This window comes from Nocardia sp. NPDC056100 (assembly GCF_042266325.1).
GTDB lineage: Bacteria > Actinomycetota > Actinomycetes > Mycobacteriales > Mycobacteriaceae > Nocardia.
Map to the genome: position 1 here is coordinate 112,847 of NZ_JBHJVY010000002.1, position 22,009 is coordinate 134,855.

General features: G+C 62.1%; 23 protein-coding genes and 1 pseudogene. 13 read left to right on the top strand and 11 right to left on the bottom strand.

Features of this window, described 5'->3' with window-relative positions; genetic code table 11:
- Window positions 1–21: 21 nt before the first annotated feature.
- Window positions 22–405 (bottom strand): hypothetical protein, encoded by a 384-nt coding sequence (locus ACFC0O_RS12155; protein ID WP_375956490.1) that lies wholly within the window; start codon window positions 403–405, stop codon window positions 22–24.
- Between the two features lie 1,180 nt (window positions 406–1,585).
- On the opposite strand from ACFC0O_RS12155, the gene ACFC0O_RS12160 reads away from it, so the two are divergent.
- The 4 genes from ACFC0O_RS12160 (at window position 1,586) to ACFC0O_RS12175 (ending at window position 5,321) form a co-directional block, all read left to right on the top strand.
- Window positions 1,586–2,923, top strand: a complete 1,338-nt coding sequence (locus ACFC0O_RS12160) for a helix-turn-helix domain-containing protein (RefSeq protein ID WP_375956493.1) — start codon at window positions 1,586–1,588, stop codon at window positions 2,921–2,923.
- Window positions 2,920–3,807: a phosphotransferase enzyme family protein gene (locus tag ACFC0O_RS12165; protein ID WP_375956495.1), complete on the top strand. Its 888-nt coding sequence runs from the start codon at window positions 2,920–2,922 to the stop codon at window positions 3,805–3,807. The genes ACFC0O_RS12160 and ACFC0O_RS12165 overlap by 4 nt, the downstream gene beginning before the upstream one ends.
- A gap of 159 nt (window positions 3,808–3,966) precedes the next feature.
- A complete protein-coding gene (locus ACFC0O_RS12170) occupies window positions 3,967–4,638 on the top strand; it encodes an SGNH/GDSL hydrolase family protein (RefSeq protein ID WP_375956498.1) in 672 nt (223 codons plus the stop codon).
- 161 nt (window positions 4,639–4,799) lie between these two features.
- Entirely contained in the window at window positions 4,800–5,321 is a 522-nt protein-coding gene (locus ACFC0O_RS12175) for a DUF6879 family protein (RefSeq protein ID WP_375956500.1), read from the top strand.
- Window positions 5,322–5,502: 181 nt separating this feature from the next.
- On the opposite strand, the gene ACFC0O_RS12180 is transcribed toward ACFC0O_RS12175, so the two are convergent.
- Complete coding sequence (locus ACFC0O_RS12180; RefSeq protein ID WP_375956503.1) at window positions 5,503–6,255, bottom strand: HAD family hydrolase; 753 nt, start codon at window positions 6,253–6,255, stop codon at window positions 5,503–5,505.
- Between the two features lie 303 nt (window positions 6,256–6,558).
- On the opposite strand from ACFC0O_RS12180, the gene ACFC0O_RS12185 reads away from it, so the two are divergent.
- Window positions 6,559–7,065 carry a DUF6879 family protein gene (locus tag ACFC0O_RS12185; RefSeq protein WP_375956506.1) on the top strand — a complete coding sequence of 169 codons (507 nt, stop codon included), beginning with the start codon at window positions 6,559–6,561 and terminating at the stop codon, window positions 7,063–7,065.
- Window positions 7,066–7,206: 141 nt separating this feature from the next.
- Here ACFC0O_RS12185 and ACFC0O_RS12190 read toward each other — a convergent pair.
- Window positions 7,207–7,341, bottom strand: a pseudogene (locus ACFC0O_RS12190) (pyridoxamine 5'-phosphate oxidase family protein); the annotation flags it as partial.
- Between the two features lie 64 nt (window positions 7,342–7,405).
- Between ACFC0O_RS12190 and ACFC0O_RS12195 the strand changes: the two are divergent.
- On the top strand, window positions 7,406–7,732 hold the full coding sequence (locus tag ACFC0O_RS12195) for an ArsR/SmtB family transcription factor (RefSeq protein WP_375956509.1): 327 nt from the start codon (window positions 7,406–7,408) through the stop codon (window positions 7,730–7,732).
- Window positions 7,729–8,436: an alpha/beta fold hydrolase gene (locus ACFC0O_RS12200; RefSeq protein WP_375956512.1), complete on the top strand. Its 708-nt coding sequence runs from the start codon at window positions 7,729–7,731 to the stop codon at window positions 8,434–8,436. The genes ACFC0O_RS12195 and ACFC0O_RS12200 overlap by 4 nt, the downstream gene beginning before the upstream one ends.
- A 303-nt stretch (window positions 8,437–8,739) precedes the next feature.
- Here the strand turns inward: ACFC0O_RS12200 and ACFC0O_RS12205 are convergent, their stop codons facing one another.
- The 4 genes from ACFC0O_RS12205 to ACFC0O_RS12220 all read right to left on the bottom strand — a co-directional run bounded on the left by ACFC0O_RS12205 (window position 8,740) and on the right by ACFC0O_RS12220 (window position 10,495).
- A complete protein-coding gene (locus ACFC0O_RS12205; protein WP_375956514.1) occupies window positions 8,740–8,955 on the bottom strand; it encodes a hypothetical protein in 216 nt (71 codons plus the stop codon).
- Window positions 8,956–9,063: 108 nt separating this feature from the next.
- On the bottom strand, window positions 9,064–9,867 hold the full coding sequence (locus ACFC0O_RS12210; protein WP_375956517.1) for an SAM-dependent methyltransferase: 804 nt from the start codon (window positions 9,865–9,867) through the stop codon (window positions 9,064–9,066).
- Window positions 9,864–10,241, bottom strand: coding sequence for a hypothetical protein (locus tag ACFC0O_RS12215; RefSeq protein WP_375956520.1), 378 nt, complete (start codon window positions 10,239–10,241; stop codon window positions 9,864–9,866). The genes ACFC0O_RS12210 and ACFC0O_RS12215 overlap by 4 nt, the downstream gene beginning before the upstream one ends.
- Entirely contained in the window at window positions 10,238–10,495 is a 258-nt protein-coding gene (locus ACFC0O_RS12220) for a helix-turn-helix domain-containing protein (RefSeq protein WP_375956522.1), read from the bottom strand. Before ACFC0O_RS12220 ends, ACFC0O_RS12215 begins: the two co-directional genes overlap by 4 nt.
- Before the next feature lie 677 nt (window positions 10,496–11,172).
- On the opposite strand from ACFC0O_RS12220, the gene ACFC0O_RS12225 reads away from it, so the two are divergent.
- The 3 genes from ACFC0O_RS12225 to ACFC0O_RS12235 all read left to right on the top strand — a co-directional run bounded on the left by ACFC0O_RS12225 (window position 11,173) and on the right by ACFC0O_RS12235 (window position 14,249).
- The gene (locus ACFC0O_RS12225) at window positions 11,173–12,612 is read left to right on the top strand and encodes an XRE family transcriptional regulator (protein ID WP_375956525.1); all 1,440 of its coding nucleotides are present in this window, start codon (window positions 11,173–11,175) and stop codon (window positions 12,610–12,612) included.
- Complete coding sequence (locus tag ACFC0O_RS12230; protein ID WP_375956527.1) at window positions 12,609–13,502, top strand: phosphotransferase enzyme family protein; 894 nt, start codon at window positions 12,609–12,611, stop codon at window positions 13,500–13,502. Before ACFC0O_RS12225 ends, ACFC0O_RS12230 begins: the two co-directional genes overlap by 4 nt.
- Window positions 13,503–13,655: 153 nt before the next feature.
- A complete protein-coding gene (locus ACFC0O_RS12235; protein WP_375956530.1) occupies window positions 13,656–14,249 on the top strand; it encodes a GNAT family N-acetyltransferase in 594 nt (197 codons plus the stop codon).
- 288 nt (window positions 14,250–14,537) lie between these two features.
- Here the strand turns inward: ACFC0O_RS12235 and ACFC0O_RS12240 are convergent, their stop codons facing one another.
- The 4 genes from ACFC0O_RS12240 to ACFC0O_RS12255 all read right to left on the bottom strand — a co-directional run bounded on the left by ACFC0O_RS12240 (window position 14,538) and on the right by ACFC0O_RS12255 (window position 18,076).
- Window positions 14,538–15,077, bottom strand: coding sequence for an NUDIX domain-containing protein (locus ACFC0O_RS12240; RefSeq protein WP_375956533.1), 540 nt, complete (start codon window positions 15,075–15,077; stop codon window positions 14,538–14,540).
- A gap of 58 nt (window positions 15,078–15,135) precedes the next feature.
- On the bottom strand, window positions 15,136–15,285 hold the full coding sequence (locus ACFC0O_RS12245) for a hypothetical protein (RefSeq protein WP_375956535.1): 150 nt from the start codon (window positions 15,283–15,285) through the stop codon (window positions 15,136–15,138).
- Window positions 15,272–15,955 carry an alpha/beta hydrolase gene (locus ACFC0O_RS12250; protein WP_375956538.1) on the bottom strand — a complete coding sequence of 228 codons (684 nt, stop codon included), beginning with the start codon at window positions 15,953–15,955 and terminating at the stop codon, window positions 15,272–15,274. Before ACFC0O_RS12250 ends, ACFC0O_RS12245 begins: the two co-directional genes overlap by 14 nt.
- Before the next feature lie 1,311 nt (window positions 15,956–17,266).
- On the bottom strand, window positions 17,267–18,076 hold the full coding sequence (locus tag ACFC0O_RS12255; RefSeq protein ID WP_375956541.1) for a helix-turn-helix domain-containing protein: 810 nt from the start codon (window positions 18,074–18,076) through the stop codon (window positions 17,267–17,269).
- A gap of 779 nt (window positions 18,077–18,855) precedes the next feature.
- Here ACFC0O_RS12255 and ACFC0O_RS12260 point away from each other — a divergent pair.
- The 3 genes from ACFC0O_RS12260 (at window position 18,856) to ACFC0O_RS12270 (ending at window position 21,979) form a co-directional block, all read left to right on the top strand.
- Window positions 18,856–19,647: a hypothetical protein gene (locus tag ACFC0O_RS12260; protein ID WP_375956544.1), complete on the top strand. Its 792-nt coding sequence runs from the start codon at window positions 18,856–18,858 to the stop codon at window positions 19,645–19,647.
- A gap of 35 nt (window positions 19,648–19,682) precedes the next feature.
- On the top strand, window positions 19,683–20,888 hold the full coding sequence (locus ACFC0O_RS12265; RefSeq protein WP_375956547.1) for a cutinase family protein: 1,206 nt from the start codon (window positions 19,683–19,685) through the stop codon (window positions 20,886–20,888).
- 197 nt (window positions 20,889–21,085) lie between these two features.
- Entirely contained in the window at window positions 21,086–21,979 is an 894-nt protein-coding gene (locus ACFC0O_RS12270) for a lipase family protein (protein WP_375956550.1), read from the top strand.
- Window positions 21,980–22,009: the final 30 nt, after the last annotated feature.

Here is a 22,009-nt window from a genome sequence, read left to right on the forward strand (position 1 = left end):
TCCCGAGCATCGTGCGGTGGCCTATCGCGGTTGGTCCTGATGGGTCTGGGGGCGACGTGAGTCCAACGCGTCGTGAAGTTCCTTCTCCGACAACCGCAATCGCCACCGGTACCGCATCGCCGGATCAGCGGTCTGAAGCTCGGCGAACGCGGTGACATCCACCGAATCCCCGCCCAGGTGGCCAAGATTCGGCGTAATCACGATCCCCGCATCCACCTTGCGGACAGTGGTGTACAGGGTCCGCAGGTGAGCACCGTCCGAGTTGCCCAGGACAACGACGTCCGCGACCCGTAGCCCGAGGTCATGCGCCCGTTGGCGGGAGTGGTACTCCGCCCAGTCCCGGTCGGCTTTGGTGGTCAACACACCCAGGTTGATGTAGATCACGGCCTTCTCAGCCTGGTTCATGTCCGCCCCTTTCGGAACCTGAAGACCCTGCTACCTCGGTTCATCAGCGCTCCTCCGTTGGTTTGGGTGTGAGCCGCGCGATTCACGATCTCGTTCGCCACGAGCAAACCGCCGCGCCAGCCAGGCAAGAAAGGTGGCAAGTCGCTACGAAGGGACTTGCCATACACGTGCGGTACGAACCTCGACATTGAACGCATCCAGAGCATTCACCCGACGCCCCCAGCCCCGAGCCCGGACGCCAAATCAACAGCCATCACAAGATTTCCTCATCAGGTGTAGATGCGGGAATGCCCCAACCCGTCTTCGGTGGGCTGGGACATATCCCCTTGGGATGCGGAAACCCTCGGCACGGTTGCGGTTGGTCGAGGGTCCATCGCGAATTGCGTTGTGGAACAACGCCAGCGAATTGTCCTGAATCGCTACGTCGATCAACCACCCCCTCCCGAGGTTCCGAGCATCGGAATGGTTTTCAGGGGCCCGGACCAGCCTGCCTACACGCCGTTTGCTCGAGCAGGCTCGAGGTCCCGAACCGGCGGCATCATGCGGCGGGCGTAGATCTCTTCCGCGGTTACAGTGCGTCGAGTTGTTGCACCGACGTCCCCGGTATCTCCGCGCCCTCGAAATGCTCAGGGCCGGGGACTATGACTGCTTCCGCGTCCAACCGCGTCGCCTGCGCCTTCGAACGCGCCAACGGGGGCCGCCCGAAACGGGGATCGTAGATCACCATGTCGGCGAGGTCGTAGCCCAAACGTGTTGCGAGCTTACAGATTTGAGTCTGATCCCAGAGTTGAGCCACCCCTGACTCATCGGTTCGGACATAGCCCAAACGCGTTGGCTTGTAACGCATTACAGCCCTCTATCGTCATGTCCGTCGGGTGTGTGGAAATCGTGGAACTGGAGATAGAACCCGCCGTAGTCTTCGGGCTCGTCTCCGCTGGCCTGGAGTTCGAACACGCCGCCGGGGAACCGGAACAACCGTGTACCCGGCGTGGGTTCCTCCGCCTGGACCGGCGGATCGTGAGGCTGGTCGGCCACAGTTCCCCCTGGTCGACTACGTGCGAGCCGCGCGGTTCCCGGTTCGTTCACAACGAGCAAACCCCGGCGTTGGTCAGGCAAGAAGGATGGCAAGTCGCTACGAAAGTGGACTTGCCATACCCGAGCGGTAGACCAGAATGAAGCCATGACCAGCGGTGAGGGTGGCCCGACGATCGAATCCGACCGGCGACCGTCAACGGTTGCTGCTCAACTGGCGCGCGAGGTCAGGCGCCTTCGGAAAGAGGCGGATATATCTCAGCGTGTACTGGCGTCGATGATCGGTTACTCGCGCCAGTACGTCACCATGACGGAGTGGGAAGACTCCAATCTCCCTTCGCCCGAGGTCATTGCCGCAATCGACAATGCGCTAGAGGCAAACGGTGCGCTTATCGCCCTTCGTGCCCAGGCGGACGGCGATCGGCAGTCGAGGCGTCGTACCGCCGCAACCTCGCTCGCCACCACGGACGAGCCCGGCAAGTCGCTTACCGCCAATGTGTTCAGTCCGTTCAACCTCGAGGCTGTGCCCGCCGGGTACGTGCCCGAGCTGGGGTGCGCCGGAGCCGTCGCGTGGTCCGATGTCGAGCAAGTGAAGGAAGCTACCCGCCGTGCCGCGACTGCGGAGAACCTTCACGGTGGCGGATCTGCCAATGCTGCTGCCAGTCAACAGCTTTACGCGTTCGCACCGCTCGTGCGAGGAAGAGCCGCACCCGACACGCGCCGGGCATTGTTCGAAGCGGTTGGCAACCTGAGTGGCGTCGCAGCCTTTGCCGCCTTCGATATCGCAGACTTCGCCACCGCAGACCAACACTCCCGATTCGCCCTCTGGTGCGCAGACGCCGCCGGATCGTGGGAACTACGAGCGAGCACGCTCGCCGACATGGCCCGAATGGCGGCCTACACCAGCGGCGCGGACAACGCCCTGTCGCTCATCGAACTCGCCCAAGTTCGCTCCGACCGACTCTCAGCCACCACCCGCGCCATGCTCAGCGCGCTACGCGCACAGTTCCTCGCCGCACTCGGGCGCACTGACGAAACCCTCGCCGAGGTCTCACGTTCAGATAACTACTTCGCCGACAGCATGCCCGGCGAAGACCCGCCCTGGATGTGCTACTACGACGAAGCCGAACACTTGGGCAGCACCGGCAAGGCACTCATCCCGGTCGCGCTGGCGCGAAACCAAATGGAGTTGGCCGCGCCACGGATCGGCCAAGCCATCCGACGACAGGGTCAAAGCTACCCTCGGTCACGAACCTTTTCGCTCACACGATTGGCCACACTGACCATGCGGATAGGCGATCCCAAGGAAGCGGCCAAGCTCGGCATGCAGGCCATGACCCATGCGAAAGCCATTCACTCCCAACGTATTCGCGATGAATTGCAGGTGCTTTCTCGCGCCTCGATCAAACACCTCGCCATCCCCGAGGTCAACGGACTGTACAGCGTGCTTACCGACGACTCCGAGATGTCCGCGGTCTCCAAATGAACCAGTCCAGCCAGCAGGCCGCCGATGTGCTGACCCGGGCGGCGAAACTCAGCAACGTTGATGCCCAGGGAGCGGTGACCGTCCGCGACGGCTCACACGCGATCTTCGAGTTGCCTAACGGCATCGTGGCGCGGATCGGCAAGCCGCACAGCTATCGGACAGCGCAGAGAGAACTGTGCATCTCGCAGTGGCTCAACAGAAATGGGATCGCGACCGTCGAAGCAGTGAACTCGATCCCGCAACCCACGGTCGTGGACGAACGGCCCGTCACCTGGTGGACCCTGATCCCGGATCACCGGCCGTCCACACCCGACGAACTGGGTACGATGCTCCGCCAATTGCACGCACTCACACCCCCGACTGAGTTCCCGCTGCCGAGCTACGCGCCATTCGACGGCATCCGAGAACCCATCGCGTCGGCAACCCCAATCGCCGAAGACGACCGCTCTTGGCTCCTAGAGCGGTACGCGCGCCTGCACCAGCTGTACGACGAACTCGACGAACCATTGCCGCCACGCGTCATCCACGGCGACGCCTGGCAAGGAAATCTCGTGGTACCGCCCTCCGGTGAGGCCATTGTGCTCGACCTCGACAAAGTATCCATGGGTTGGCGTGAATGGGATCTCGTTCAACTGGCAGTCGACTACACCGACTTCCAGCGCATCACCAACGATCAATATCGAAGCTTCGTTGACGCCTACGGCGGCTACGACGTGACCCGTTGGCCAGGCTATCGAGTACTTGCCGACATTCAAGAGTTCCGATGGGCCGCTTTCGCGCTCGGCCGATCAGACACGCGGCCAGCAGCCGCCGCCGAAGCTGAGCACCGTATTGCGTGTCTCCGCGGACTGGTACCGAAGCCTTGGACCTGGCGAGCACTCTGAGCGTCGTTCGCCGACACGATAGCCACACCCCTGTGGCGGTGGTCGCCGCTGCCCTGACATCTGTTGAACTACTAACCCGCCGAGGAGTGCAACGGTTAGATGGAATTGTCGGTGTCTCAGAGCATCTCGGTATATCCGTCCAACTTGCGAGGAATGTAAATGATCGTTAATCCATCCGCCTTTACAATCTTATGTTTTGGCGATTCCAATACTTTTGGACAACGTTCGGAGGAGCGCGGCCGATGGCCTGCCGATACTCGTTGGACAGGTCAGTTGCAGGCGATATTGGGCGACGGGTACTCAGTCATTGAGGAAGGTTTGGGAGGTCGAACCACCGATCTGGACGACCCGGAGCGAAATGATCGCAACGGCCGGATTTACTTCCAACCCTGCCTGCGTAGCCATTCACCGCTGGACATGGTCGTAATCATGCTGGGAACAAATGACCTCAAAACCAGGTTCGACCGGGGTCCCGAGGACATTGCCGCCGCGTTGGACGGTTACATAGACAACATTGATCAGACAGCCTGGACGCGCACGGGCGAGGTGCCAATAACCCTCTTGGTGAGCCCCATCCATCTCGACGCCACCAAGCCCGGATTTGCCGAGAGCAGTTCGGAATATAATGCTGACTCCGTGGAAAGATCACGCAATCTCAGCGCATCAATTCGCGGTGTCGCCGACAAGCGTAATGTCCTGTTCCTAGACGCAGCCACCGTAGCGCGACCAGGCCATGACGGGATACACCTGAGCCGTGCTTCGCACGCATCGCTTTCGAGGCTGATCGCCGATGAAATTCGCCTAAACAGTCAACCTTCGGCCTCGAATTAGCCGTCGCCGCCGAGGGTGCTCGCAACGGTTCCTCGACGCGATCACGCCGGCAGTCCGCTCGCGCGCGTATCGATATCGCCGCTTCTCGGCGACCCCGCCAACCATGCCAACAATGCCCGGTTCGTGTTCCTGAACCCAGGGAGAAAGGACTTACTGCGGCAATGCTGCTAGTACAGGGTGACGCGTTCAACAAGTTGTTTCACGAGGCGAAACGTGAAGCGTTTCATCTCGAGGTCAGGGATGACTACTATCCCGCGGACTATCCCCCTTTGGTCCGCTTCCTTAATGGCGAGCCGGAGCATTACGACTGGTTCCAGCCTTGGTTGAACCAGGTCCGGAAGACCACAGGTCGAGGTGTGGCAGTCAACAGGGCACGGGTAGTCACGGTGCCACACAACGACTACACCCGCTACGCGAAGCACGTGGCTCGCCTCAATGTGGAGGCTGGTGAAGACGTCCGGTACTTACCCCGCCACATGATCGCGATCGACGATCTGACCACGGACGACTGGTGGCTGTTCGATGACTCGATTGTGTCGTTCACAGTGTTCGAGCCCGGCCCGAATGGTCGTTGGGTTGGCGGCGCTGTGACAACCGATCCCGCGATTGTCGAATACGTCCGCACCGTCAAGAACCGTGTGTGGTCCCTGTCGATTCCGTTGTCGGAGTATGGCGAGCCGTGACAGGTTCGCTCAATCAAGCTAGAGAAGCTCTCGGGGCGAGGCTCCGAGAGCTCTCCGCCTAGATGCGGGCATCACCGACAGTGAGCTTGCTCGGCGGGCCACGCGGCTACCTACAGCGGGATCGATGATGGTCGGTCGGTGGACGCAGTCAGGTTGTGGGCTGTATTTGGGGGCAGGCGTTTCAGTGACATTGACCCGTCGGGCGGGCATCGGTGTTCAACATGGCATCATGTGCGCGCAGAAAGCTCTTGATGACGGCTATCACCGTTCGGGTATCCCTCAAATCGGGCCAGACTATGTCTGCTCCGGCGGCAACAAGTTCTTCGACGCTGTCGGAGCCCGAGGCTACAGCGATCACGTGAGCACCGCCGATTCTTCCTGCCTGAACATCCCGAGTTGTGTCTCCAATTACCACGGTATTGGCACTGTCGAACCTGACATCGAACTTCGCTGATGCCCGCTGCCGCGCGAAGGCGACCAGGTGCGCCCGGACATCGTGGTCGGAGCCGTACCCTCCTACCTCGAAGTCGATGAAGTCATCCAGGTCAAACGCTGACAGTTTTGTGATGGCGTTCGGCATGATATTGCCTGTGAGTACGGATTGGATAATTCCTGCAGTGGATTGAAGTGCGGTTAGCGCGGCGCGTGCTCCCGGCAGTTCATGACCTCGTGCGCGTAATTTATCCGCATGGGAGGCTGTTGTGGAATCCAGAATTTCATGAATTTGAGACTCGAAGAAAGAGGTCGGCTCTATTCCGTGGTCAACAAGCATGTTCCGCATGATCACCGGCTCGGTACGTCCATCGGTTCGAGCGCGATGCAACGCGGGACATCCGGTCAGCCGCTCAAACGCCAGCCGGTATATCTCCTTATTTACGCCGTTGTTCTCCGTCAATGTGTGGTCGATGTCCCACAAGACGAGTACGTCACCCATGGCTCGCAATCCTACCGGAGTGTGATGCGGGTCGAATGAGAAGTTCGGATATGTCTATTAGAATTTCACATCAAGAAAACTGGAGCGTCTCGCCCTTCTCTGAGGGGCGAGACTCCGCGAGACCACGCATATACGGCTGGGATTTCTGGAAAGATTTCTATTGGATGCGCCGCATACAGCTGCAAGTCGCGGTACTGTCGCTCTCATTGGGAAAGCGGTAACCGCTCAGGAGGCCTTGATCAAATACGGATCGAGGCATAGAAGACGGTGATTGAGGTATCTTGAGCGGAGAGGGGCTACTTCGTGGACTTCCGTCCCACGATTGAGCTGCTTCGGGAAGCGCAACACGATGCATTTCATCTGGAGGTGCGAGACGAGTATGGCGTACCGGGCGAAGACGAACCGTTTCAGCGCTTCTTGAACTCCGAACCGTTCGACTACCGAAGCTGGTTTCAGGATTGGACTGAGTTCGTCCAAAGCCTCACGGAACGCCAGGTAGCTGTCAGTCGGCTGCGGGTAGTCACTGTCCCGCATAGCGACTATGTGCGTTGGTCGCTCACCATCGCTCCTATGAACGTTGAGGCCGGCGAGGAAGTGCGCTATCTACCCAGGAATGAAGCGGGACAGGTTCCGCCAGACGACTTCTGGGTGATCGACAACCGAGTAGTCGTGTTCGGTCTGTCGGATAGGAATGGCCGCTCCCCGGGTGGCGCGGCAATTAGCACCGATCCTGAGCTGGTGGCGTACTGCCAGCGGACCAGAGAGCGTCTCTGGGCGCTGGCGACGCCGTTGGTGAAATACGCACAGTGACGAGCTCGGTCCAGGAGCAACTGGAGGCTCTCGGCAATCGACTGGAGGTTCGGCGCACGCGTAGACCCGCAGGCCGCGTGCGATGAACGGGGCGAGCGAGACCGGAGCATTGATGACCGAGGCCACTTGGGCATTGCCCGCAGTGGCATTGTGTGCCTTGCGTGTGCGGGGGAAGGTTGCACCACCGCCGGCCCAGAAGTAGGTGCGGTCGAATTCGAAGGCAACCGGCACGACGTTGGGTTGCCCGTTGGCCGCATGGGTGGCGAGGAAAGCCAGTGGGGGTGTCCTCGATCAGTTAGACGATTGGCTAAGCGTCTAATTTTTGGTTAGGGTCTCCGATATGCGAGGTCTGCACCATCCCACCATCGACGCCATTGACCTGCTATCGGTGCTCAACGCCCTCGCTGACCCGATTCGGCTGGCCATCGTCGTGAAGCTCGCGGACGAGACCGAGCACCCTTGCACCGGTTTCGATTTCGGTGTCACCGCGGCCAGCATGTCCCATCACTTCCGGGTGCTGCGCGAAGCCGGGATCAGCATCACGCGTCAGGAGGGCAAGTACCGGTGGCTCTCGCTTCGGCGCGCAGACCTCGATTCCCGCTTTCCCGGGCTGCTCGACGCTCTGCTGCGCGCCGCACACAATCGCAAGGAGAACACCGCGCAATGACCGATCTATACCTACGCGAATGGGGCGCCGGCGACCGGATCGCGGTCCTGGTTCACGGCCTGACCACCGACTCGACCAGCTGGTGGCAACTGGGTCCGGCGCTGGCTGAACGCGGATACCGGGTCATCGCACCTGACCTGCCCGGTCACGGTCACAGCCCCCGTGCGCACACCTACACGATCGAGGCCATGGCCCGCGCGCTCGCCGAGGCTGTGCCGCATCGACCCGACCTCGTCATCGGCCACTCGCTCGGCGCGCTGCTGCTCGCTCACATCGTCGAGGACCTTCTACCCGATCGTGTCGTCTACTCCGACCCAGCGTGGGGGCCTGGCCATCCAGCCATGGCCGATATGTTCCAGGCACAGAAACCCTGGACCCTCGAGCAGATCCGAGCCGCCACTCCACGCTGGGCTTCAGCCGCTCAGCTCGGCAAGCTCGAATCCCTGAGCCGTTGGGACACAAATACTTTGGCCATCATGGACCGATTCCCGGGTTTTCATGCCGCTGAGCCCACAGTCCCCAGTCTGGTCCTGCTGGCGGACCCGAGCCAGGTTGTCTCTCCCGAGAAAGGCGCGCAGTTAGCCGAACTCGGCTACCAAGTCCGCACTGTTGCCGACACTGGACATGTCATACACAACGACGACTTTCCCGGTTTCCTCACTCAGCTGTCCGACCAGATTCGGTACCGGCTCCCTTCTCGGTAGCGACACCGACACCTGCGGCGGCCGTTGAGTGACAGTCGTCGGGTTGAGGCGGATTGGGCACGTGTCCCAGATGTCTTGGCACGGAATGCCATCGCGACCCGTGAAGTGTCGCGGCGCTATGCCCCGCGCGTTTACCGCGATTCCTCGAACGCGCAGACCATCCTCTTCGGCTTGACGCCCGGATAGCAGACAGGTCGGTGATAATCAGCGCTGCAACAGCTTTCAGCGGGGCATCCTTACCGCTCCGGTACGCCCGTGCGGGCCTCGGTGACTCGCGGACTAATTGCACGAATTGTCAGTCGATCACCTTCGGGAAAGGATGTAGTGGGCGAGTGCCTCGGCCAGACCACCGAGACCGAGGCATACGAGGGACAGGGTGATCATCCCGGCCTTCTCGTCCCCGTGAATGTCAGGCCAGGCGTCGGCGAGCAAGGCGACCAGGACGACAGCGCCGATGGCGGTGAGGAGCCACGACAGGTATCGCAGGTCCCGAACGAGACTCGAATTGTGGCCGAACATGCTGTGGATGCCTCGATTCCAGGAGCTGTGCCCCCAACCAAAAGACGCCCCCGAGTGGGCACAGGGATTTCGGGGGCGCCCGTCAGATCGGCATGCGCCGAACCGCACCTACGGCGACATTCCGAGTCGGCCTATCGCACTGCGGCACAACGTCTCCGGGTAGTCCGACACGTTCTCGGCCCACCCCTGCGGCGCGATGATCCCGGGATCGAGGAGCGTGTACTCCGCGACTATCGTCTCGATCTCGCCGATCGAGCGTGGATGGAACTCCGGCATCCACAATCGACATTCCGCGCCGATGTGTTCTGCGAGCTGTTCGTCGGGATCGGTGACGAGATGGCTGATCACCAGCCATGACCCGGGCACGATGGCCGCTGACAATTCGCGGACCGCCGCCGCGGCGTCCGGGAGCTGCTCGAGGACCCACCCGCCGATCGACAGGACGATCGGGTCCTGGAAATCGAGAAAGCCGCTATCTCGCACATGGTCGATCAGCGCGCCGGTATCAGCGAGGGCGGCTTCCACCGCCTTGGTGTGCTCGTCGCAGGACAATGCGCGGCGGTGTGCGGCCACGAACCGATCGGCGTCGACGTACAGCACTGTGGCATCGGGATTGATGCCACGAACCGCAAGGTGGGTGTCGGTGGGGGAGGGGAATCCGGCACCGATGTCGAGGAACTGCGCCGCACCCTGTTTCGCAAGGTACGTGCAGGCCCAGCGATGGAACCAATTCGCCGCCCGCACATGCTGTTGCATGGCAGGAAACACATTCGAGAGCCTGGTCCCTGCTTCGCGATCGGATATGTAGTTGTCTTTGCCGCCGAGGAGATAGTCGCGCACACGCGTGGATTCGGGGGTCATGCACCCGGTCCAGAACTGGCCCGGGTGAGTGAGCACCTTCCGCGCGCTCATCGCCGAGCCTTCCCGAACTCGTTCGGTGTCCACATAGGCGCGATGCGCAGTGTGCCCTCAGGCTCGGCCTCATCTGCGCAATAGATCGTGTACAGCCGGGACTCGGCGAGGCAGTACACGTCTGTGCTGCTGTAGAGCTCGGCGATATCGTCCTCGCTCAGATGCGCCAGGCTCGGAACGATGATCGATTGCGCGGCCTCGAATGTCACGTACTCGAGCAGCCGCTCGGATGGATAGGCGTCCTCGTGTGCGTAAATGAGTGCGATGAGTTCGCGACCCAAAAGCTGGGCGGCAATGCGGATTTCGCACTCGTCGTGCTCGGTCCGTAGCAGCGACACCGTGCGATCGAGATAGCCGATAGCGCGCATCGTCATGACTGACCCACCACATACTCGCGATAGGCCCGGCGCGTGATTGCCATCCGGCCCCGGGAGGTGGGTCGCCACCGGGACGGGCTCTGGACGGTCCCGTGCGCAAACCCGTTGCGTGCGAATCGCCTCACGACTCTCCGGACCGATCCCTCGGGCACCCCGGTGCTACGGCTGAGTTCGCGGATGGTCGCCGACTTCGTGGGAGGCCATGACGCCATCGCGCCAAGGACCTTGGCCTCGTACTCACTGAGAACCATTGCTGCCACCTCCTGACGACCTATCGAAATCACTTGGCCTATTAGCTGTTTCGCGCGCGATGCGTGCCCCGAGAGCGGCGTCGCTCATGCTGGCCTTCAGAGCGGGCTCCGTGAAATAAGTAGCGGTGCAAGCAGATTGGCAGATCCAGTGATCGTGTTGGTTGTGTCGAGTTGTGTGACGGTGACGTCCGCACGGATGAACTGGTCGCGAATACCGGCCGCTGTCTGTCGGTAGTGCTGCAGCCGAGCCTTGAACAGCCGCGGCGAATCGCCGCACCGTGGATGGAGGACACCGCCTGGAGAAAGTAAAGTCACCGACCCAGCCGAGCCCTTTCGGATGGAAAGTAGCCGCCTCCGATACCTCACATGAGACTTGTGCGCGCAGACGAAATGCCTGACGGCCTGGTGCGGAGCCCATACATAAGGCGGGCGAGGTATTGCCGCGTGCTGGCAGGCCGAAAATGGGGACGACTAAGGGCAAGGCCATGGCCTGACCCCCTCTCTAACGGTGTTGTCATGACCGCCCAAAGGTTTGCTTTCGGGCGCGAAAAGTGCCACGACAAGGGGGTATTAGGGGTATGCGTGAGACGTATAGCGGGACCTGTCAAGCCCTGGTACGGTTCCGCGACCAAAGCGAGACGGTGACAAAACCCCTAGTCAAAGCGGGAGTGGCCATCATGACGCGGGAAACCCAGGCGCAGCGCTACTGCGGCCGCTGTGGGAGCAGGCTCAACCGCTACAACCGTGAAACGTTCTGTGCACCTTGTGAAGGCGCCGCCCGCGATGAACTACGGCGCCCATTATTGGTACCGCCGACCTTCTGGCAGACCGATCAGATGCGCGATGCACTGGACACCTGGCACATGGGCCGGGTCATCTTTGCCTACCGCATCCACCCATTCCACTGCCGACCGCTGCCGCAAGAACTAGTTGCCACATGGCTCGGCCTGACGCAGGCTCAGCTCAGTCGTATCGAAAAAGGCCCTGCGCCCGAACAGCTTTCGAAGCTGATTCGCTGGGCAGAGATCCTTGAGATCCCGCCGTCGCTGCTCTGGTTCAAACTGCCGGTCGGTTCCCGCGTTACGCTCGATGATGTGAACCGCCAGGACTTCATCCGAGCGGCACTCAGCGTGTCGGTGGTGGCAGCAACCCAACAGCCGCTCCTCGAACTGCTGGGAAAGATCGAGCCGACTCCTATCCCGTCGTTGGTTGGCATGCCCGAAATCGAGCAAGTGCGCACCGCAGCGCGGGAATTCAGCTCGTGGGATCACACCTATGGCGGCGGGCTCGTCAGGGAAGCGGTGACCACTCAGCTGCGCTACGCCGTCAACTTGCTCGGTGCCCACTGTGCCGAGAAACTTCGCCAGGAGCTGCACAGCGCGGTCGGCTTCCTTGGGCACACCGCAGGCTTCATGGCCTTCGATGCCTATGCTCACGCCGACGCCCGCAGCATGTTCCAGCTGGGCCTGACCTGCGCCGAGGAGGTTAGTGACTGGCACCTCCGCAGTAAGGTGTTGTCATCGATGGCCCGCCAGGCCATTTGGTGCGGGCATCCCGATGACGGACTGACCTTCATCGAGCTGGCCATGGTCCGAGCCGATCGACTGACGGCTACCGAACGCGCCATGCTGCATGCGGCCAGAGCGCGAGCGCTGGCCAAGCTGCATCGGACCGAGGAGGCAGTTCGGGCCGTCGGGCATGCCGACGAAGAGTTCTCCCATGCATCCCCTGACAACGATCCACCGTGGATGGCCTACTACGACGCGGCTCAGCATTCCGGCGACACTGGACATGCCTTGTTCGACGTGGCGTTGGACGGCCGTTTCGCCAGCGAAGCCCACACCAGACTGGAGGTTGCCGTGGCCGGACATACAGCCGCCTTCGTTCGCTCGCGGGCGATTTCGGGGATCAAGCTGGCGTCGCTCACCATGGCGACGGGCGACCCGCTGGAAGCAGCGGCTATTGGCCAGGCCGCCCTGATTGATGCCGGTCACCTGCGTTCGCGCAGGGCCGCGGACGATCTCCGCGAACTGAGCGCGATGGCTCAGCCCCACATCAATTCGACAGAGGTTGAAGAGTTGATGAAGAGCATCGAAGCCGCTCTGGTGCGCGTATGAAGGACGTGACGGAGGCCGATTTGCTTACGATAGTGCGCGCGGCCGGCATCGCGATCGGGCTCGACGTGGATGATGCCGAACCGATTCAGGTGAGCGAGAACGCGATCTACCGATTGTCGGGGCATGTCGTCGCGCGGGTCAGTCGGCCGGGGCAATTGGTGGCAGCACAGCGAGAGGTGGCGGTTGCCAACTGGTTGGCGGCATCAGGTGTCCCTGCCGTTCAAGTCGTGCCCGATGTTGGACAGCCGGTGGAAGTCGATGGCCGAGCGATCACGTTTTGGCGCGAACTGCCGCCACATGAGCATGGCACGCCCTCTCAGGTGGCGGTCCTGCTCAAGCAGTTGCACGAGTTGCCGCGACCACCGTTCCATCTCGGTGATGTTGCACCGTTCGTTAGGCTGGAAGAGCGAATCACGGCTGCCCAGATATTGAATGAGGATGACCGTCATTGGCTGCGTGAGCATTTGGCCGAACTGCGGCAGCGGTGGGGTCATTTGCCAGCCGGACTGCCGTGGTGCGTCATCCACGGCGACGCCTGGGTCGGCAATGTCGCCGCCATGGAGGACGGCGGGGCAGTGCTGCTTGATTTGGAGCGCACCTCGATCGGTCCGCCGGAGTGGGATCTGGTGCATACAGCGATAAAGCGGACATCGTTCGGCTGGATCACCGACGCGCAGTATGCCGTGTTCTGCGAAGTGTATGGCCACGATGTCACCAGCTGGGAGGGCTTCGAACTACTGCGAGATATCAGGGAGTTTCGGATGACCACGATGGCGGTCCAAGCGGCGACAACGAATGCGACGCATCATGAGCAGGCCATGCTTAGGTTGGCATCCATCCGAGGCGAACGCGGAGAACGACCGTGGACGGGGTGGCAGCCACTGATGTAGCGGCTGAGCACGATGCCAGATATATGTGAGCCGGAACGTTAGCTTAACGACGAAGTGAAGAGCCGCGAGTTCGGGATCCTGCTGGGCGCAACGTTACTGGCACCCGGTATTCGCCAGGCAATTCGACGACTTAATGAGTAAGGCAGGCAGATCATGACCAGCCAGCAACGAAACACTGTGCCGGGCCTGCGATTCGAGCATCTGGGCGCTGCCGAAGCGCGGGCACGCCGAGACACTATCGAAGGCATCTATCGCGGCGCGTACGTCGAGGAGATCGAATCCGGCGCGGCGTTCGCAGACCCTGCGGCGTTCATGACCCGTTTCGATGCCTACACGGCACCAGGTCGTGCCGGAGAATTCGCGCTCATTCTTGCCGTCGTCGACGATCATCCAGTCGGCCAAGCATGGGGATGGCCGCTTCCCGCAAATACCGCGTGGTGGGGCGGGCTGGACCTCGACGGTGCGGACGACACGGACGAGTTCACGACCGAGGACGGCACGCGAACCTTCGCGCTGAGCGAGATCATGGTCCGATCCGAACTGACCGGCCGAGGGATCGCCCGCGCCCTGCACGATGAGCTACTCGGCTCGCGCACCGAGCAGCGTGCGACGCTGCTCGTCCGGCCGGCAAACACGCGCGCATACCAGACCTACCTGCGCTGGAGCTGGTACCGCGTCGGTACCCTCCGTCCGAGCTGGCCAGACGCGCCGCAATTCGACGTTTTGATTCACGATTTGGTGCGCTGAGGGGCATCAGTACGGGTCGCTCGCGAGCGCGGCGGTGACTGGCGCACAGAGCAATTCGCTAGTAGGCACTCAAGATGCCGCAGGGCTACACAGGTGGCCGGGTGTTCAACCCCGGCCTGCTCGCCTCGGCGGCTGATACCGATGACTCCCGATTGCGCGTGAGGATCGGGCATGAAGCGCCCATCGTTGCAGCCGATCTCGCATCGTGCCGTAGCCTGCTAGGCACTCGACTCGGGCCAGACGGCTCGAACGGCGAGGTGACTGACTTCCGTCAGCTGGTCATCGAACTCACGAATCGGTCAGACTGAGAGCACGGTACACCGCGACAACCGTTGCCGCGCCTACAATTTCGCCCCGGTCGATCATGGCTTCCGCTTCGTCGAGCCCAATCCATCGGATGTCCTCAGCCTCATTGATATCAGGCGTGGTGTTCGTGAGGTCCGCCCCACGCGCGAGGTACACCTCTTGCGGCTGGTCGAGGGTGCCGATCGCTGGCTGATAGGTCACCAGGTGCTCCATGTTCCTTGGCCGCCAGCCCGTCTCTTCCTCAACCTCGCGCGCTGCGGCCGCGGCAACATCTTCCGCATGGTCGACGTAGCCGCCTGGAAGCTCCCACACCCATCGATCAATGATGAACCGATGTCTGTACATCAGAAGCAGCTCGCGGCGCTCGTTCAAGACCAATGTCATTGCGCACCGCGGCATTCGGGCTACGTATTGTGTGAACTGGACACCGTCGGGAAGTTTGATGTTGACGGTCGATAGGCGAATGTGACGGTTCTCGTCGACCACCTGCTCATCGAGGATCGTCCACTGAGTTGGCCTCACCGCTTCGACGGTACGCGGCCGAGTCGATCGAATTGTCAGTACCGGTCGAAGAGATCTACTACTGCCGTGATGTGAATCCGGTCGTCAGCCAGCTGGCGACCATGCCAATCACCTCGGCCTGGTATCGCTGACTCTTCGGGTTCAGATACTGCGGGTCGTCGTGCACCGCGAAGCCGTGTTGCGAGCCCTCGATCTCAATCAATTCCACTGGTGCAGTGAACTGTTCGACTGCCGCGCGTGAAGTCGATGGGCACCAGGGTGTCTGCGCTGCCGTGGACGATCAGAGTTGGGGTCGTGATGTCGCCGAGGATTTCGTTCGGCTTCAGCCAGAACACCTCATTGAGCAGTGGGCGGCCATGCTTCAGCGTGGGCGTGAACTGCACGGCGCCAGTGTCATTGAGCTCCTTGGCGCGTTCGTCGCTGATGACGTCGTTCGTCCAGTAATCTCGGGAATCGATGGTTCGCTTCTTGTAGTCGAACTGCGGATTGAGCAATATCAAGCCTGCCAATTCGTCTGGCCGCTTCGCCGCGTAGTAAGAGCAGACTCCGCCTCCGAAGCTGGCACCGAGGAGACTGATCTCTCGTGCGCCAGTGTCCTCACGAAGCTCCGCCAGCGTGACACGGATATCGTTGAGGATGGTCGACAGGGTCAGCTCTTCCTGGTGGCCATCGCTGCCCCCGTGGCCGCGGAGATCGAACCGCATGGATGCCACGCCGCCTGCGGCAAGACGCGTGAAGAAACCGCCCTCCTCCCGCGTGACGCCACCGCCGTGCACCAGGACGACGGCTCGATCCGTGGGGCCTTCGGCGGTGACAAGTGTGGCCGCGACATGGAGGCCGTCGAGAGTGCGGATCCGGCGAATGCTGTTCGTGGGCACGAGGTCACCCAATCAGACTGGTGGAGAACATCGACGGCCGTCACGGATCCTGGGCCCCACGTTGCAGCCTGCTCGTCACTTGCTTTGTCGGCCGAGATAGCGCCAAGCAGTCAGCGCTTCGCGAATCCACCTGTACTCCAGACGATCCAACGGAATTGGTCGGGTGAAAGAGGTTGGCGCACTGGAATTCCTGGAGCGACCGGGTAAGGCCAGAAGCAAAACCCGCAGCGGTGGCAGTAGTATCCTGCAGTCCAGACGTGGCGAGCGGCGACGCGCCCTCGCAGGATTCGCGAGTTTCGCAGGTCCCGTCGGATTGCGGCTGTAATTAGCAATAGTGCTGGTGTCGCGAGCACAAGCACGAATCCGATACAAACCGGAATTAGGAGCGGGAGCGCCACATCCCTACCGGGCTCACGAATCGTCGCGATCGCAACCAGGACGGCGAGCAGCGCAGGTAGCGACAGCAGCAGGCCAAATCCGAGCATCCTTCCGGCAGGACGCTGTGCTGGCTCGGGTGCGAGTGACTCTGCTAGGTGGGTGGAGTGGGTTCGCTCGATGGTGGCTGAGCCGAACGTCGGGATGAGTCCGCCGGCGCTGATGCCGATACCGGAGTAATAGTCGGTTCCGTAGTAGGTCGAAGTTCCTGTGGCCCGGATGGCAGGGACTCGCTGTACCTGGTCGTCGTGTTGGCATGTGGGGCAATTGAAGTCGTATCCCACGGTGGCATCCTGTCCTGCCGCGGTTGCGCTGCGATGGTGACGGTGGCCGCGCAACAGCGTCTGTGCTGGTTCCCGGTGGAGCGATAGTGGATCTATCGAACACCGTTGCTGCGCGGCTGTCGAGTCGGATCTCAACGTTCGTGTACAGGCGCGGCGTAGCTTCTCACACCTACGGGCACGCCGTGTTTCTCTGCGGTCGGAGAACTGAAATCCGTTTCGTACCAGCAAATTACGAGAACAGCTCGATCGGGCGAGTGCATGTGCTGATGTGATAGACGTTTGTGTGTGCATTGGATGGGCTCGGCGAACTGATTCCCCGTCTGGCGTTCCCCGTTGCCGATCGGATCGGAAGCGGGGCCTGCACACGAGGGCGACGTTGTTTGATCGACCAGCGTTCGCGCGCCGCTGTGGCAGCCCGCCGCATATCGACCGAATCACTGGCCTACGGCGGGCTGATCGAGTTCGAGCGGAATCGCGGCCCATCGATCATCTGATCGAGAGTTTGCTAACCGCAGTGGTATTCGTTGACTGCAACCCCTTGCGGGCCCCAACTGCGACTCCGGACATGTCGATAGCTATTGAATATGACGCCCTACACCTCGAGCGGTATGACCGGTCCGATGAGGGGTTGCCTGAACGCCTGGCAAACACGGATATCGCGAGTGCCGGCGAATTCCGCGATGTCGATGGAGATGGAGTATCGCTCGCCGGTGGCTGGGTCGCGGAGGTGGGCGAACTCGTTGGGCTGACGAGCGTAAGCGACGTGGGTGTCGTTGTTCCAGAAGCGACGGAAGTCGCGGTCCTGCCGGAGGTGATCGAAGAGTTCCCTCGCCCGGGGGCTGGTTCGGTAGAGGCCGAACGGTCCGCGAAGCATCCCGACATGGAAGTGGGCTTCGTGATCCCATTCGAGCGCCACACTCATGGCCGGTCGAGAGTTTCTGTGGATGCAGAAGAACCAGACGGCGATGTTGTTCCCTGCTGCGTCGAGACCCGGCAGCGCGTGATGGAAGGATTCGTTGGCGGACAGCACATTCCACAGCGGATCGGTGTAAACGCAGATCATCCCGATCTTGTCCATGTGCGCGAGGGCTTCGAGGCGGCCCGGTGTGTTGATCCGCGAGCGCAGCTCGTCGATCGGGGGAAGGTAGGCCGGTGGTCCCCATAGTTCTCGAGTGTGCCGAGCCTGTGGATAGCTCATCTCGAACGCTTTGATGAAGCCTTCGAGAACCTCCCGGGTTGGGCGATAACCGTTTTCGATCTGCTTGACGTACGTTTCGCTGATCGCCACGCGTTGGGCGGTCTGCGCTCGGCTCAGGCGCCAGTCTCCTCGGATGCGTCGAAGCCAGGCTCCGAGATTTGGCATCTGGAGATCGTCCGCCTCGCTGTCGTCGATGATCGGCAATCGTCTGCGAATGTTCCTTCTCGGAGATGGACTCATGCCCTCTCCCCCCGTTCTGTGGATGTGGTGGACCGCCTGGCTAACCGCGGTGAATGCTCAACTCCCCCTTGAGTCGTGACCGTTCCTACCAGGGGTAGAGCATCCCGGCAACGCGATTGCGCCCGACGGATTGCGGGATGTTCGCGATCGTTGCATGGGGCGGACAACCGTGATGTTTCCAGCCGGAATCACATCGAATCGGGACGGTGATTTTATTGCCCCTTGAACGCGGAAGTTCCTGGATATCCACGATGGCGTGAGTGGAAATGAAATTGCCTGGCAAAACTGTTGCCACCGAACCCTCTGGTGTGCATGCGATTTCGTGGTTTTGATGTTGGGGAAAGCTAAATGCTACGAAAGGGAATCTCGTGGATCCGATGGAAATTCTGTCCTACCTGAACTTCGGTTCGGCGATCGCTTCGAACGCTCTCAGCATTGTGACCCAGCTCATTTCGCTGGTGGGACAGTTCCTGTAAATCCCGATCTTCGACGCAGCGGCTCCGGGCTGCATCGTCGCAGCCAGGAGCCCTGCGCTCTCGAGTTCTGAACGCTCACCGCAGCGAACAGGACTGCTCTCTTCTGATGAAGGGTTATTCAAGGTGCAAATTCCCAGAAGGACTGTGGCAATTCCCATGTGGTCGGCGATATGCACGCCGCGCGAAACCCACTCGCGGCCCGCCTCATTGGAATCGCGGCCACAGCTCGCTCGCTGTGTACGCATCGTTGTCGCGGGTGCGGTACCGATGTCGATATTGCTGTCGGCACCGGGCATTGCCTCGGGCACCGGGCTTGATCCAATCGCAGATCAACCAGGCGTTACCAGCCCTGCCCAGCCGGGCACGCTCGCCCCGGCCGCCCCGCCGATGCCATCGGGCGGTGATCAGGCTCCACCGGATCAGAGTGATCAGCAGTATCGTGAGCAACCACCGGAGGTTCGCAACGGAGCGACCCCGAGGCCGCAACCCTCGCCGGATCCGGCGCCACAGGTGCTCCTGCAAGATCTGCACCTGCCAGAGCCGGTGCCTCCTGTTGCTCCTATTGCGCCGCCGGACAACATGATTCGGATCGGTCAATGGCAAGCTGAGTCGCCGGAGTGGCTGCCCACACCGGTCCGCGACTGGATCAATAACACCTCTGCGGGGGCGGAAGCCCAAGTAGCGACAGCTCTGGACTCGGTGGGCGTACCCGCAGGTCGATCTGACCGGGTTAGTGGCGCGACGCTGGCTGGTGCGGGCGTCGGCGCTGCCGCGGGCGGGGTAGTCACTGGCGGCCCGGTTGCCGCGATCGGCACGGTCATCGGTGGTCTGGTCGGCGGCACCGTCGGCGGTATCGCCGGCGCGACGCTGGGAACCATTGTGCCGGTACCGATTCTGGGCACAGTGACATCTGGGGTGTTCGGAACCGCGATCGGTGCCGCGGCAGGTGCTGCAGTAGGAGCAGCGGTGGCGGGTATTCCGGCGGCGCTGGTAGGCGCGGTCGCCGGCGGTACTGTCGGCGCGGGATTCGGTGCCGGGGTTGGGGTGGGTCAGCCATGACTCGACGCGGTTTCCGGATGTCCGGTGGCGCGGTCATGACGCTGCTGTTCAGCACCGCGCTGGTGGGAGCGACGAAACAGGCTGCGGCACAACAAATGCCGATCGGACCTGGCTGCCCTGCACTCTATGCCCTGGGCGTTCAAGGCACCGGCCAGTCGTCCCCCGCAGCCAGTCTTACCGCCGATACCGGCGTGATCGGTGCGCTGTTGGGTCCGGTGGTCGCGGCTGTGCCCACGTTGGTGCAGCGGGCCTATGTGCCGTACGAGGCCGGGTTCGGCGGCGCGGTGCCAGGAGGCGGCGCTGATCCCTATGCGACGTCGGTGGCTTCCGCGGTCGATGGGCTCGTCGCCGCAGCGAGCCAAGTGGTGCAGACCTGCCCCGCCACGATGCTGGCGGTGGTCGGCTACTCCCAAGGCGCGCAGGCGGTAGCGGAGTTCGCCCGCTCCGTCGGCTCCGGCAATGGACCGGTCGCAGCGGACCAGATCGCCGCAATCGCGTTGTATTCCAACCCGACTCGCACCCTGGGGGACTCGGTGATCCCTGGTCGGCCCGGCCAAAGCGTGCCCGACCCCGCCCCCGGCAGCGTCGGTACCGAGGTGGCCGGAGTTGAACTCTCCGGCGCCTCGTCCGATGGTGGGGGAATCGCCGATGACGATGCTGGCTACGGAGCACTGACCGGTCGCGTCGCCGACATTTGCGTCGACGGAGACCTGGCCTGCTCGGCCCCGGACAACGCGGCACTCCTGCGTGCTGGTGCCGAACTTGCCGCCCAAGCAGACCTACGCGATCCGATCACCGCGCTCGGATCGATCCAGTCGCTGTTGTCGTCGATCCTGGGCGATACGTGGACAACGTTCGTACTCAACGATTTCCACGTCCAGGTCGCCGACGTCGACTACAGCCCGACGCGGACGCTGGCCCAGCGGTTGGTCGATGCCGCTGACCCTCGAATTCCCGGCCCGTCTCCCGAGGAGATTAGCGCGGCGGGCGTGCGGTGGGGTGAGATCGTCTCCGCTACCCAGCAGAACCCGCTGGCAGTGCTGCCGAAGCTGGTCGGCCAGTTGTCCTCGGCGTGGGGGCAGCTGATGGCCGACAACAGCGATCTGATGAACCCGGCGACCTGGATTCGATTCGCTGACACAGTCTCTCGTCACAACGGCTACGCCTCGACCGGTCAACTGAGTTCCGGGATCGCCTGGTTCATCGCTCTCGCCCACGACCTCGCTGGGAGTAGGCCATGACCGAGTTTTATGCGCCAGTGCCCGTGGAGCGTAAACGTCGGCCGGGTTCACTTCTGCGCGCTCAACCGGTCAATGTCCGTTATCTTTCAGACCAGGCGCGAGCGTGGCGAATCGCGTACGTATCCAATGACTCTCGCGGTGAGCGAATTCCAGTCACAGGGACGGTCGTCACGTCCGGCTCGGTCTTCGAATCGGGTGTGACGCCAATTGTGCTGTACTGCCCCAGTTTCCATGGACTCGGCGGAGAGTGCGCACCGTCGCAGCAGTTGGTCACCGGTGGCGAGTCGCTCGATCAGATACAGGCGGTCCTGGATCGAGGGTGGATTGTCGCGGTTCCGGACGGGGAGAACCTCGGCATCACCGGATTGGGTCCGCATACCTTTCTCGCCGCTCGCGCGGCAGCGCATGTGACGCTCGACCTCGCTCGCGCCGCCCAGGCACTGTCGGATTCGGCGCATTCGCGCCAAAGCCACGCTCCGATTGTGCTGTGGGGGTACGGCGATGGCGGTCGGGCGGCGGTGTGGGCCAGTGAACAACATCGGGACTACTCACCGGATCTCGACCTGCGAGGAGTAGCCGCGGGCGCGGTGATCAGCGATCCGGGCGCACTGGCGCGTTCCGGACATAGCGGTCCATGGGCGGCCCTGGCACTGGCCGGCTTGATCGGTCTCTCTCGCGCCTACCACCACCTGCCGCTGCGGCACGTCCTCACCGAAGACGGGCTCCGAGTCGCCCAGCAGGCCGAAACCCTCAGTGCCGCGGTACTGCTCGATCAGTACAGGCAGCCTTTGGAGCACTGGTGCAAGGATCCACATCCTTGGGACGACCCGGTATGGCGCTACGTACTAGACCACGAAAGTCGCAGTGCTGCAGGAGTTCCCGAGGTTCCGGTGCACCTGTACCACGGCGCTGCCGACAAGGTCGTGCCGGTGGAGTCCGGTAGCGGCTTGTTCAGCGAATATCAGCGGAACGGGGTGGGTGTGAGCTGGTGCGAATACGACGCCAACCACTTCCGTACCGCGGTCGACAGCATCCCGGACGTGATGGAGGCACTCGCAGGTTTCTTGCAGGGCCCCAGGGCACCGAGGTGATTCGCTATGCCACACAACCGACGAGAGCAG